Genomic DNA, 12,678 nt, shown 5'->3' with positions numbered 1-12,678 from the left:
CCGAGGACTGTTTCTCCGCCACATGGCCAATGCCAGGGGCGCTTGCCCCCACCCGGACCCGCTCCCGTAGGCCCTCCGCGGGCCCTCCCGCGCGCCGTTGTCGTGGCAGCATGTTCCCGAACGGGTGCGACCGGAGCTGGTCCGACCCGTCTCCCGGTCTCGATCCTGCGGCCCGGGAAGGGACTTGTCCACAGGCTGTGGAGGCGGCGATGCGCTGGTTGGTGGGATGGAGCAGTATCGCCGCGCGCTTCGGCACGGCAGGGGCCGTCGGCCCGGTCGGTGACTCCGACAGCGGCAGCGTGCATCCCGTCGGCTCCCAACTCCTGTGGGGCGACCCCGATCCGCTGTGGGCCGTGGGCGACTGGCGGCCCGACGAGGTCAGGGTCGTCACCGTCGACCCCTTCACCCGGCTGGCCGTGCTCGGCTGCTGCGGGGCCACGGACGAGGAGCTGCGCGTCGGTCTGTTCGCCGCGCGCGGCGGTGCGCTGCGCCATCTCACCGCCTGGCCGGGCAGCTACACCGCCGTCGCGCAGATCGGGCGCCGGATCACCGTCGCCGGGGACCTGGCGGGGGCGCGGCCCGTCTTCTACACCCCCTGGGCGAACGGCACGGCGTACGCCACGGCCGCCCTGCCCCTCGCCGACCTCATCGAGGCCCAGCTCGACATCGGGCATCTGGCCGCCCTCCTCGCCTGCCCGGAGACCCCGGAGGCGCTGCGCGACTCCACCCCGTACGACGGCGTCAAGCGCATCCCGCCGGGGCACGCGCTGGTGCTGCGCGAGGGCTCGCGCGAGATCACCGGGTACGAGCCGGTCGCCTCGCTCGCGGTCGCCGGACCGGAGAAGGACGCCGACCGCGCCGTCGAGGGCGTACGGGACGCGCTCGTCGAAGCCGTACGGGCCAGGCTGCTGGCTCCGCGTCACGCGCCCGAGACCCTGCCGCCCGACCCGGGCCCCGTCCCCGGCATGGGCCCCGCCGAACGGCGCGCCGCCCGCGGCGGCCCGGTGCCCGGCATCGGCGCCGACCTGTCGGGCGGCAGCGCGTCCGGCACGCTCGCGCTGCTCGCCGCCGGGCTGCCGGGCGCGCCGGGCACGGTCCTGGGACACGGCACCGGCGCGGGGGAGCGGCTGCTCGCCGTCACCTTCAACGACCTGTCCAGCGCGGGCCGTGACGAGGCCGAACTCGAACGGGCCAGGGCTATCGCCGCCAACCCCCGGCTGCACCACGTCGTCGTCGCGGCGGGCGAGGAGGCCCTGCCGTACGCGGAGCTGGAGGGGCCGCTCACCGACGAGCCCGGCCCCTCCCTGGTCACCGCCGAGCGGCACCGCCGCCGGCTCGCGGCGGGCAGCGCCGACCACTTCACCGGGGCGGGCGCCCGCGAGGTGCTCGACGCGCATCCGGCGCGCATGGCCGACCTGCTGCTGGACCGGCGCAGACGCCATCTGCTGCAACCGGTCAGCGCGCTCGCCAAGGCCGAAGGCCCCTCGCCCGCCTCGCTGTTGCTCCCGCTCACCGTGTACCGCGCGGCGCGAAGACTCGCCCGTACCCCGTACCGCACCGGTCTCGAAGAGGCCGCCGCCCGCCTCCCCGAGGCCAACAGATCCCGCCGTTCCCCGGTCTCCGACAGCCCCCTGAACGCGTCGCTGGCCGCCCTCACCTGGTCCAGACCCGGGCCGGCGGCGCGCTGGCTCACCGGGGAGGCACTGGCGGAAGTATCGGTTCGCCTGTTGACCGCGGCGACCCGCCCCACCTCCGTCCAGCGCCCCGGCGAATCCCGCGCCCGCGCCGCCCTCACCCGGCTCGCGGCCGATCACCGCGTCTTCGAACAGGCCGCCGAGATCCGCAGCCAGCGGCTGCACGCGCCCTTCCTCGACAACCAGGTGGTACGCGCCTGCCGCGAACTCCCCGAGGCCCTCCGCGTCCAGCCCGGCGCCCGCGCGGAGGTCCTCCGTACGGTCCTCGCCGACACCGGCATCCACGACCTGCCCCCCGGCTGGGGCGCCACCTCGCGCGCCGGTTCCGCCGCGGCGACCCGTACCGGCCTGCGCGCCGCCGTGGGCGAGCTGATCACCCTCTTCGACGCGCCGCTCCTCGCCGACGCCGGACTCGTCGAGGCGCGCGTCGTCCGCAAGGCGCTCCGGGCGGCGGCCGAGGGCGAACCGGTCCCGCTCGACGGACTCGCCGACCTCGTCTCCACCGAACTCTGGCTCCGCCGCCTGCTCTCCCGCCGCGGCACCTGCTGGACAGGGACGGCGGCGCCGCGCCAGCGCGCGGTGGCGGGCGGCGTGACCGCGCGCCCGACGCTGCGGTCGTAGGCCCGATCCTCGACGCCTGCCCGGCCCGTGTCCCGTCCGTCCTGTGTCCTGCCCGGCCCGTACGCTGCCCGCCCGTGTCCCGTCTGCCCGGCGGGGACGCAGGGGACGCGTGGGGCGTGTGGGTCGCGTGGGGCGGGTGGGATATGTGGGACCGGTGGGACGCGGGGCGCCGGGTCGGGGGGCCGGACGCAGCCGTGCGGAATCGTTCGCGCGCGGCCCGTGTCCCGCCCGCCCGGCGGGGACGCGTGGGGCGTGTGGGTCGCGTGGGGCGGGTGGAATGTGTGGGACTGGTGGGACGCGGGGCGCCGGGTCGGGGGGCCGGACGCAGCCGTGCGGAATCGTTCGCGCGCGGCCGGTGCCGGAGCGACTGTCTCAGCGGGGTCCGTCTCAGCAAGACCCCTTCAGCGGAATCCGTCTCAGCGACAACTGATCCGGGAGTGCGCCCAGTCCGCGAGCGCGACCACGTCGAACGCGGTGCTCGGCTCGACGACCAGCCGGAGGGTGCGCCGGCCCGAGATGCCGACCTCGACCGGGACGGCCGCGTCACCGCCGCTGAGGACCGGGGAGCGCCAGAGGCGTTCCGTGTCGCCGTACACGGAGAAGCGCAGGGAGCCACGGCCCAGTGTCAGGTCGTCGACACCGACGAGCGCGGCGTAGGCGGAACAGCTCCGGTTCAGGTCGATGGTGACCGAGGCCGTGCCCTGCGTGGTCACGCCGTGGCCGTAGCGGGTGCCGCCGATGGAGACGGCGGAGCGCTGCCAGAGCCAGCTGCTCTCCCCGAGCCGGACCTCGGGCTTCGAGCCGTCCCCGGTGAGGCTGTACGACAGCTGGTTCACCTGGTAGACGGCCGGAGCGGGCGTCGGCGACGGGGGCTTCGGGGTGGACTCGGCGGGCGGGGGAGCCGGCTTGGAAGGCGCGGACGGGGGCGCGGGGGCGCTGGGCCGGGGCGTCGGCGTGGGCGTGGGTTTCGGCTCGGGGGTGGGCGTGGGTGTGGGTGTGGGCTTCGCCGGGGGCGCCGCGGGTACGGGCGGCTTCGAGGCCGGGGCCGGTGTGGGCGACGGCGGGGTCGGCTCCGGCGGGGACGGCTCGGGGAAGGGCGGCGGCTCCTGGGGTACGACGGGCTGCACCACCGGCGGCTTCGCCTCCGGCTTCGGCGCGGGCTTGTGGTCGCCGCCGGACAGCGCCCACAGCAGACCGCCCGCCACCGCCGCGGCGACGAGCGCCGCGATCCCGGCCTTCGCCGGGGCCCCCAGCGCCTCGGACCTGGCTTTACCGGCGGCTTTAGCAGCCGCTTTGCCGCCGGCCTTCCCAGCGGCCTTCCCAGCGGCCTTCCCAGCGGCCTTCCCGGCGGCTTCACCGGTGGCCGAGGCTGCGCCGGGAGCCGAGGACCCGCCGGTCGCGGCGGCCGCCGCTCCGGCGCCCGCGGCGCCCACCGCGCCGCCCGCCACGATCCCCGCCGCCTTGAGCGAGTAGCCCGCCGCGAACCAACCGATCACCGCGACCGGCAGCAGCGCCGGAATCCCGGAGTTGACGTGCGCCAGCTCTCCGGCGGCGAGACGGCACCGCGCGCACTCCTCCAGATGCTTGCGCAGCCCGCGCTCGGCGCGCATGCGCAGCCCGCCCCGCGCGTACGCCCCGAGCCGGTCGGCGTACCGGGAGCAGTCGCCGGCCGAGGTGAGCGAGGCGCTCACATGAGCCTGGAGATATGCCTGCTTGAGCCCTTCGCGCGCCCGACTGGCCAGCACCGCCGTGGCGTTGGCGGAGAGCCCGAACAGCGGCGCGATCTGGCTCGGCGACTCCTCCTCCACCGTGGTGTGCCAGAGCACCGCCTGCCAGCGCTCCGGCAGGCTGCGGAACGCCTGCACGGCCATCGACCGCTCGGCCTCGTGCATCGCCAGGACGTCCGCCCCCAGCTCCAGGGTCTCCGCCTCCGGCATCTCCGAGGAGTCCGTGGCCTGCGCCGCGAACACCGCGAAGTCCTCGACCAGTTGCTCGCGGCGGGCGGACTTCGTCCAGGTCGCCGCCACCCGTCGTACGGTCGTCAGCAGGTAGGCCCGCACCGCCTGCCGGGGCCCGGCTCCGCCGCGTACGGCCTGCAACGTACGGGCGAACACCTCGGCGGTCAGATCGTCGGCGGTGTCCGCGTCACGGCAGCAGGTGCGGGCGTAACGCCGCACCGGCCCCGCGTGCCTGCGGAACAGCTCCGCGTACGCGCTGTCGTCGCCGTCCCGCATCCGCTGGACCAGCTCGGCGTCCGCCGGGGGCGTCTCGGGGCCCGCCGTGCCGCCCGTGGCCCGGACGGCGGTCAGTTCGAGCGTCGGCGGGTCGGCGGGCGGGGGCACATCGGTCCGCCCCCGCTGCGGCGGCACACCGCCCTCCGCCTCGCCCTGACCGGCGCGGGCATCGCGGCCACCCGGCCCGGAGCCCCCCTTGGGGCCACCCTGGCTCGGCACCTGCTCGGACGGGGGCACCCCGCCGGACTCGGCACACGTCCCACCGGGCTCGACGCCATGACCGCGACCGCTGCCGCCGCGACCGCTGCCGCCGCGACCGCCGCCACCGAGTGGCTCGTTCCGCCCGTCACCGCTCATCGCGGAAGCTCCCGTACGCACCGCTCCGACCCAAACACCGGGCCAGAGTGCCACAGCGCGCCATGCGGCCCGGAGGGTTCGAGACCGTCAACCACTCGTCCGGGGCGGATTCCCTGATCAGGTCATTAACCTTCACCCATTCGGGGAAGGATCAACGGCCCTATTCGGTAGGGCTGTTCGAGGAGCAGAGCCGGACCGGCCGACGAAGACCCCCCGATGAAGACCGGCCGACGAAGACCGGCGGTACGAGGACCGACGGCACGCGGACCAGCCGCGCACGAAGACCGGCGACACGAGGACCGGCGGTGCGCGGCCCGGCGGTGCGCGGCCCGGCGGGTACGCGCACCGGCCGCGCTCCCGCTCCCCTCACGCGGGCCGCGACCGCAGCCCCTCCAGAAGGATGTCGAGCAACCGCGCCGAGGCCGCCGCCTGCTGTGCCGCGTCCGGCAGCGAGGGGGCGGCCGTGGCTATCACCAACAGGACGTCCGCCACGGTCACATCGCCGCGCAGCTCACCCGCTCCCCGCGCCCGGTCCACCAACTGGCCCACGACATCGAGCAACTCGACCGCTCCCGGCGCGTCCAGCCCCTCCGCCGAAGCCGAGATGCGCGGTCCGACCACTCGTAAATCGGGGTGACCCGACTGCCGTTGGTGCGGCACCCGTGTCTCGTCCGAAGCGGTGCGCGGCAGCGTCAACTCGTCCCCGTCCACGCTCACCCGCAGGACCTGCGGAGGCAGCAGCCGCCCCGCGCCGGACGCCACCGAGGTGCGCAGGAAGCGGGAGAGCGCGGACCAGGGCTCGTCCTCCTGGCCGAGCGCCGTCCGTGCCTGGTCGGTCAGCCGGGACGTCTCCTCCGCCGCTATGCGCCGCACCAGCACGTCCTTGCTGGGGAAGCGCCGGTAGACCGTGCCGACCCCGACCCGCGCGCGACGCGCCACATCCTCCATCGGCGCCCCGTACCCCAGCTCCCCGAACACCTCACGGGCCGCCCGCAGTACATGCTCCAGATTGCGCTGCGCGTCCACCCGCAGCGGCGCCGAACGCGCCGCCGGGCCCGCCGAGCCGGCCGGAACCGCCGGGCTCACCGGGCCCGCCCCGCCCGCGCCCCCGGCGACCGACGCACCAGTGCCCGTACCCGTACCCGTACTTGACCGTCCCTCGTCACCCACTCGTCCCTCGCCGCTCTCGACGACAGCGGCTTGCCAACGAGCACCTTGAATATGCATAAGCGTTCCCCCGGTAATGATGTCTCCCCCCGGAGACTCCCCGCCCTGACAGCCGGGGCGTGCGGTCCAGTCACATGCCCGTCACCCCGTCGAGATACGAACATAGTTGAGCCCGGGGCAATTCAGAAGAGGGTGGTTCCGCACAGAGCGCCCCCCGATCGGAGCAAGGACCGGAAGATGCCTGATTCGCCCGTCTCCCGGCACCCCCCACGCCACCGCTGACCTGCGTTCCTGCCGCGAGGCCCGGTCCGCTGACGGGACGTCGTCCCCGACGGCCTCCGGTCACACAATGTGTCACGCCTGTGGACAAACACCCGGGCCCGATGCGTTATGGGAAGGTGAAGGCTGAGATCTCTCGGGGGAAGACCCCCGCACCCCCGCCCGCGGCGCGCGTTGTGGTGATCGGCGGCGGCTACGTCGGGATGTACACCGCGCTGCGCCTCCAGCGGAAACTCAAGAGCGGCGAAGCCGAGATCACCGTGGTGACGCCCGACCCCTATATGACCTATCAGCCTTTCCTCCCGGAAGCGGCCGCCGGGAACATCTCGCCCCGCCATGTCGTGGTGCCGCTCCGACGCGTGCTGCCCGGCTGCCGCATCGTCATCGGCGAGGCCACCGCCATCCGCCACGCCGACCGCACCGTCACGCTCAAAACCCTCGGCACCGAGGCGGAGGGCACCGGCACCGTCGACCTCGGCTACGACGAACTCGTCCTCGCGCCCGGCTCCGTCGCCCGCACCCTCCCGATCCCCGGGCTGGCGGAGCACGCCGTCGGCTTCAAGACCGTCGAAGAGGCCATCGGCCTGCGCAACCACGTCATCGAGCAGATGGACATCGCCTCCTCCACCCGCGACCCCGCGATCCGCGACGCCGCGCTGACCTTCGTCTTCGTCGGCGGCGGCTACGCGGGCGTCGAAGCCCTCGCGGAGCTGGAGGACATGGCCCGCTACGCCTCGCGTTATTACCACAACATCAAGGCCGAGGACATGAAGTGGATCCTCGTCGAGGCCACCGGCCGGATACTCCCCGAAGTCGGCGAGGAGATGGGCAAGTACGCCGTGCGCGAGCTGCGGGCCCGCAATATCGACGTACGGCTCGACACCCGCCTGGAGTCCTGCGAGGACCGGGTGGCCGTGCTGAGCGACGGCGCCCGCTTCCCCGCCCGTACGGTCGTGTGGACGGCGGGCGTCCGGCCGCATCCCGTCCTCGCCGCCGGCGATCTGCCGCTGGACGGCCGCGGCCGGCTCCGCTGCACGGCCGCCCTCTCCGTCGAGGACACCGAACACGCCTGGGCGGCCGGCGACGCCGCCGCCGTACCGGACCTGACGTCCGACGGGACCGCCAAGGAATGCGCGCCCAACGCCCAGCACGCCGTACGGCAGGCCAAAGTTCTCGCCGGGAACATCGTCGCTTCCCTGCGCGGCGAACCTCTGCGGGACTACCGTCACGCGTACGCCGGTTCGGTGGCCTCCCTCGGCCTCCACAAAGGGGTCGCGCATGTCCACGGCCGTAAGATCAAGGGCTATCCGGCCTGGCTCATGCACCGCGTCTACCACCTCAGCCGCGTCCCCACCTTCAACCGGAAGGCCCGCGTACTCGCGGAGTGGACGCTTTCCGGCCTCTTCAAAAGAGAGATCGTCTCCCTCGGCTCACTGGAGCACCCGCGTGCCGAATTCGAACTGGCCGCAGGCCGCGAGCCCCGGCGGGACAGGTGAGGTCAGCCGTCCGAGCGACAACCGGAGGCAGCGATCCGAACAGGGCGAGAGGCGACTGTCAGTACGGTCGGTCACACTGGACGTGTGACCATAGGTGGGTTCACATCTGCACAGAGTGATTCATCCAGGCGCGGCGCGCTCAACCGGCGGCGGCGACGTACGGCGACACGACACCATCCCGACACCATGAGGCATGAGAATCCGTGAACTTCACGCGTTGGAGCGCCCGCCTCCCCGGTACGTGGCGCGCCGCCGCCGCGCGGACGGACCGGGGTTCCGTGCCGGCGGCCCGTGGCGAGTACGAGCGCGGTGAGCACGAGGACAGGGACCGGCCCCGGGGTACGGGTGGTGAGCGCGAGCGGCGGTCCACGTCCGCGACGGACATTCCCCGGCTGGACGACCTGTCCGTGCGCGACCTCCTCGGTGAGCTGCCCGCCCTGGTCGCCCTGGTGTACGGACCCGAACACCGCGTCGCGTACGTGAACGACGCCTACGCGACCGCCTTCGGCCCGCGCCCGCCCGGAGCCGCCGCGGCCGAGAGCTGCCCCGAGCTGGCGGAGCTGGGCCTGCTCCCGCTGCTCGACCAGGTGCTCCGCAGCGGCAAGCCCCGCACCGTCAAGTCGCGCAAGGCCCAAGCGCAGCCGCAGGCCCAGACACAGGCCCAGGCACCCGCGTCGCCGCCACCGGCCGCTCCCGCTCCAGCGTCCGCTCCCACTCCCGCTCCCGTTTCCGCCGAGCAGCCGGTCCGCGACCCCGCGCCGCCCGCCGCCGCCGGGCCCGGCCCGCGCGCGGACCGCTCCTACACGGTCACCTGCACCCCGGTCGACTGCCGGGGCACGGACGGCATCCTCATCTACGCGGCCGATGTCACCGACCACGCGGAAGCCGCCGAGCGGCTGCGCGCCAGCGAGCGCCGCCACCGCAGCACCGTCGTCACCCTCCAGCGCTCCCTGCTCCCGCAGGAGCTGGAGCAGCCCGACGACCTGCGCGTCGCCGCCACCTACCGACCCGGCGGCGAGGACGCCGCCGTCGGGGGCGACTGGTACGACGTGATCACGCTCGGCGCCGGCCGTACGGCCCTGGTCATCGGCGACGTCATGGGCCGGGGCGTCCGGGCCGCCGCCGTCATGGGCCAGCTGCGCACGGCCGTCCGCGCCTACGCCCGGCTCGATCTGCCGCCGCACGAAGTCCTCCAGCTCCTCGACGGACTCGCCGCCGAGATCGACGCCAGCCAGATCGCGACCTGCGTCTACGCCGTCCACGACCCCAACGAGGGCCTGCTCGAATACGCCTCGGCCGGCCATCTCCCGATCCTGGTGCGCGCGCACGACGGCTCGGTCCGACGCGCCGAGGACCCGACGGGCCCGCCCCTGGGCACCGGCGGCTGGCTCCACACCTCGGGCACGATCCCCCTCCCGCCCGGCTCCACCGCCGTCCTCTATACAGACGGCCTTGTCGAGCGTCGAGGAGAGGACATCGACGAGGGCGTCGCCTCCCTCGCCCGCGCCCTGTCCGGCGCGCAGGGATCACCCCAGGTCATGTGCGACCGGCTGATCCGCTCCCTGGGCATCACCGACGACCACGACGACGACGTCGCGGTGCTCGTCCTCCAGCACCCCGCCCGTACGGGAGCGGAAGCGGAGCTGTTCCACAACGCGGCGCTCGACCTGCTCGGCGGCATCGAGGCGGCCCCGCGCGCCCGCGCCTTCGCGACAGGGGTCCTGGCCTCCTGGCGCTTCCCCGTGGAACTGCGCGATCTGGGCGTCCTCGCCACCAGCGAGCTGGTGGCGAACTCCCTCCAGCACGGCACCCCGCCCATGCGCCTGCGGCTGCGCCGCACGGACCGCCGGCTGATCATCGAGGTGACGGACGGCGACGACCATCTGCCGCGCCGCCGCCGCGCCGAGCCGGCCGACGAGGCGGGCCGGGGCATCTCGATCGTCGCGACGATCGCCTCGTCCTGGGGAACCCGCCGTACACCGGGAGGCGGCAAGGCCGTCTGGTGCGAGTTCGCCCTGCCGCACTGACGGCGCGGCGCCGGGGCTCAGCGAGCGGAAGCCAGCTCGCCCGCGCTCTCCGTCCCGGCCTCCGGCGCGTGCCGCGCCACCACCCGCGAAGCGGAGATGAGCGCCGGCCGGTCCTGTACGGGCGTGAGCCGCCGCCCCAGCCGCAGCGCCAGCACGGTGATGCCCAGCGAGAACAACACGAACGTCAGGATGTACGGGCCGTGCAGCGCGGCCCCCATCGGCCCGCCCACAGCCGGGCCGACCGCCAGCGCGAGCTGCTTGACCAGCGCGAACCCCGAGTTGTACTGCCCGATCATCGACGGCGGCGCGAGATCCGCCACCAGCGGGGCCACGGTCGGCGACAGCATCGCCTCACCGAGCCCGAACAGGGCGTACGTGGAGATGAACGCGGCCGTCGCCATCGTCCGGCTGCCGTCCCCGAGCCCGGCGTATCCGGCGATGATCCAGGCGAAGGCCCAGATCAGCCCCACAGCGGCGATCACCCGACTGCGCCGCAGCGGCTCGACCAGCCGCAACACCACGAACTGCGCGATCACGATCACCGCCGTGTTGGCGGCCAGCGCGATGCCCAGCGTCGACGGATCGATCCCGGCCGCCTCGGTGCCGTACGCGGCCAGGCCCGACTCGAACTGCCCGTAGCAGGCGAAGAACACCACGAAGCCCAGCACACACAGCTGCACCATGGCCCGGTGCCGGAGCATCGCCCGCAGCCCGGGGCGGGGGCCTTCCTCCGCGAGCACGTCAGCGGGCGCCACATCGGCGACGGGGCGCGGCATCCGGACCGTACCGGCCACGGCGGCCAGCACCAGGAACATCGCCGCCTCGACGGAGAACAGCAGCAGGAAACTGCCCGGCCGGCTCTCGTCGACGAGCTGCCCGCCGATCAGACCACCGACCCCCAGCCCGAGGTTCGCGAGGAAGAACTGGGTCGCGAACGCCCTGGTCCGCGTCGCCGGTGTCGAGCACCAGACGATCATCGTGGCGAGCGCAGGCTGCATGACGGCGGTCCCGGCGCCCAGCAGCCCGGCGGAGACGACGGCGGCCGGCACGCTGCCCGACAACCCCATGGCGAGCGCCCCCACGGCCGCCAGCACCGCGCCCCCGACCACCACCGGCACCGGGCCCTTCCGGTCGATCACCCGGCCGGTGAAAGGCAGCACGACCAGCGCGGCCATGGCGAAGACCGCCAGTACGGCCCCCGCCGTACTCGCGCCCAGGTCCCGTACCTGAGCCACATACACATAGAGATACGGAACCGTGAATCCCAGCCCGAACGCGCTCAGCGCGTTCCCCGCCTGGATCCGGCGCATCGCTGCGCCCATCGCCCTGGTCACACTCACCCCTCAACACTTCAAAGCTAAACTTAGAAGGTGAACTGTACACATCGAAGGACTTCAACGCCAGGAGAGGTGCGTGGCATACTGCCCCGATGCCAGAGACCACCCCCGAGAAGCCCGGCGCACCGGATCTCCAGGAGCCGAGCCTCGACGAGCAGATCGCCGCCTATCAGCGCGAGTTCCGCGATCTCGACCCCCAGGTCGAAAAGGTCGTCTCCGCGCTCGGCCGACTGAACCGCAGGATGAACGTCGCGTACGGCAGACAGGTCTCCGACCTGGGCATCAGCAACGCGGAGTGGGAGGTCCTCAAGACCCTCGTACTCGCCGGCGCCCCCTACCGCCTGGGCCCCGGCGAACTCGCCAAGCGCCTGGGCCTCACCCCGGCCGCGATGACCCACCGCATCGACCGCATGGCGGGCGAGGGCCTGGTGACGCGCGACCGCGACGAGAACAACCGGGTGCGGGTCATCGTCGAGCTGACGGACGAGGGCCGTACGAAGTGGCTGGCGGCGATGCGGATGGCCTCGGACTTCGAGGAGGAACTGCTCCAGGACCTCTCCGGCGACGAGCGCGGAGTGCTCGGCGAGATGCTCATCCGCCTGCTGCGCCGCGTGGAGCACGCGCAGCCGGATGCCGGCGGACGCCTGACGGGCCTGGAGTGACCCGGGACGGTCTCTGGAGCGCTCCGGAGCGCTCCAGAGCGGCCTGAGCGCACCGGAGCGAGTGACCAGGACCGCGTTTGACAGGCCCCTGGGCGATCCGTAAGGTTCTTCGAGTTGTCACGGAGCCGACACGGATCTGTGGCAGCCACTCCAGCCGCGTCGGCGGCACTCAAACCAAGCAAGATCTCCCAGCCGGGAAGAATTTCGGCATGCCGGAATTCATTTCGAAGACTCGATTATGAGTCGCCTGCGGAATCCGCTAGTGTTTGGGACGTCGGAAGGGCCCAACAGCCCGGACGACAGCCCACTCTGACTGGGAATCAGGCCCGAAAGGATCTGGTAGAGTCGGAACCGCCGGAAAGGGAAACGCGAGAGCGAAGAACTGGAAAGCGAACCCCGCTCCGACGGGGAATCGGACACGAAAGAGTCTGATAGAGTCGGAAACGCAAGACGGAAACAAAACAAAGAAACACCGAAGGGAAGCGCCCGGAGGAAAGCCCGCGAGGGTGAGTACAAAGGAAGCGTCCGTTCCTTGAGAACTCAACAGCGTGCCAAAAGTCAACGCCAGATATGTTGATACCCCGACCTGCCGGATCTCCGGCGGGTTGAGGTTCCTTTGAAGAAAAAACACAGCGAGGACGCTGTGAACCACGGGTCTTATTCCGACCGGTGGTTCCGGCTCCCGTGCGTGTGGCTCGATTACGAGCAGACATTCACGGAGAGTTTGATCCTGGCTCAGGACGAACGCTGGCGGCGTGCTTAACACATGCAAGTCGAACGATGAAGCCTTTCGGGGTGGATTAG

At 72.9% G+C, this 12,678-nt stretch carries 7 protein-coding genes and 1 rRNA gene; 5 read left to right on the top strand and 3 right to left on the bottom strand.

What is annotated here, in order from left to right:
• The first annotated feature begins 209 nt into the window (after positions 1 to 209).
• Positions 210 to 2,315 (top strand): asparagine synthase-related protein, encoded by a 2,106-nt coding sequence (locus ACFY6S_RS21440; protein ID WP_388823922.1) that lies wholly within the window; start codon positions 210 to 212, stop codon positions 2,313 to 2,315.
• A gap of 416 nt (positions 2,316 to 2,731) precedes the next feature.
• Here ACFY6S_RS21440 and ACFY6S_RS21435 read toward each other — a convergent pair whose 3' ends face one another.
• Both ACFY6S_RS21435 and ACFY6S_RS21430 read right to left on the bottom strand, forming a co-directional pair.
• Positions 2,732 to 4,906 (bottom strand): sigma-70 family RNA polymerase sigma factor, encoded by a 2,175-nt coding sequence (locus tag ACFY6S_RS21435; protein WP_388823920.1) that lies wholly within the window; start codon positions 4,904 to 4,906, stop codon positions 2,732 to 2,734.
• A gap of 366 nt (positions 4,907 to 5,272) precedes the next feature.
• Positions 5,273 to 6,133 carry a TetR/AcrR family transcriptional regulator gene (locus ACFY6S_RS21430; RefSeq protein ID WP_388823918.1) on the bottom strand — a complete coding sequence of 287 codons (861 nt, stop codon included), beginning with the start codon at positions 6,131 to 6,133 and terminating at the stop codon, positions 5,273 to 5,275.
• A gap of 323 nt (positions 6,134 to 6,456) precedes the next feature.
• On the opposite strand from ACFY6S_RS21430, the gene ACFY6S_RS21425 reads away from it, so the two are divergent.
• The gene (locus ACFY6S_RS21425) at positions 6,457 to 7,848 is read left to right on the top strand and encodes an NAD(P)/FAD-dependent oxidoreductase (protein ID WP_388823916.1); all 1,392 of its coding nucleotides are present in this window, start codon (positions 6,457 to 6,459) and stop codon (positions 7,846 to 7,848) included.
• 203 nt (positions 7,849 to 8,051) lie between these two features.
• Positions 8,052 to 9,875 carry a SpoIIE family protein phosphatase gene (locus ACFY6S_RS21420; RefSeq protein ID WP_388823914.1) on the top strand — a complete coding sequence of 608 codons (1,824 nt, stop codon included), beginning with the start codon at positions 8,052 to 8,054 and terminating at the stop codon, positions 9,873 to 9,875.
• A gap of 17 nt (positions 9,876 to 9,892) precedes the next feature.
• Here the strand turns inward: ACFY6S_RS21420 and ACFY6S_RS21415 are convergent, their stop codons facing one another.
• Positions 9,893 to 11,209, bottom strand: coding sequence for an MFS transporter (locus tag ACFY6S_RS21415; RefSeq protein ID WP_388824811.1), 1,317 nt, complete (start codon positions 11,207 to 11,209; stop codon positions 9,893 to 9,895).
• A 95-nt stretch (positions 11,210 to 11,304) separates the two neighbouring features.
• Between ACFY6S_RS21415 and ACFY6S_RS21410 the strand changes: the two genes are divergently transcribed.
• Complete coding sequence (locus ACFY6S_RS21410) at positions 11,305 to 11,874, top strand: MarR family winged helix-turn-helix transcriptional regulator (RefSeq protein ID WP_388823912.1); 570 nt, start codon at positions 11,305 to 11,307, stop codon at positions 11,872 to 11,874.
• A gap of 712 nt (positions 11,875 to 12,586) precedes the next feature.
• Positions 12,587 to 12,678 (top strand): 16S ribosomal RNA (locus tag ACFY6S_RS21405); the annotation flags it as partial.

Source organism: Streptomyces sp. NPDC012835 (assembly GCF_042900885.1).
In the GTDB taxonomy this organism is placed as follows: domain Bacteria; phylum Actinomycetota; class Actinomycetes; order Streptomycetales; family Streptomycetaceae; genus Streptomyces.
Note: the sequence above shows the minus strand (reverse complement) of the source record. Positions and strands in the feature narration are given on the sequence as shown.

Coding starts and splice junctions, on each gene's coding strand:
- ACFY6S_RS21440 (WP_388823922.1), top strand. CDS start 210: ATGCGCTGGTTGGTGGGATGGAGCAGTATCGCCGCGCGCTTCGGCACG.
- ACFY6S_RS21435 (WP_388823920.1), bottom strand. CDS start 4,906: ATGAGCGGTGACGGGCGGAACGAGCCACTCGGTGGCGGCGGTCGCGGC.
- ACFY6S_RS21430 (WP_388823918.1), bottom strand. CDS start 6,133: ATGCATATTCAAGGTGCTCGTTGGCAAGCCGCTGTCGTCGAGAGCGGC.
- ACFY6S_RS21425 (WP_388823916.1), top strand. CDS start 6,457: ATGCGTTATGGGAAGGTGAAGGCTGAGATCTCTCGGGGGAAGACCCCC.
- ACFY6S_RS21410 (WP_388823912.1), top strand. CDS start 11,305: ATGCCAGAGACCACCCCCGAGAAGCCCGGCGCACCGGATCTCCAGGAG.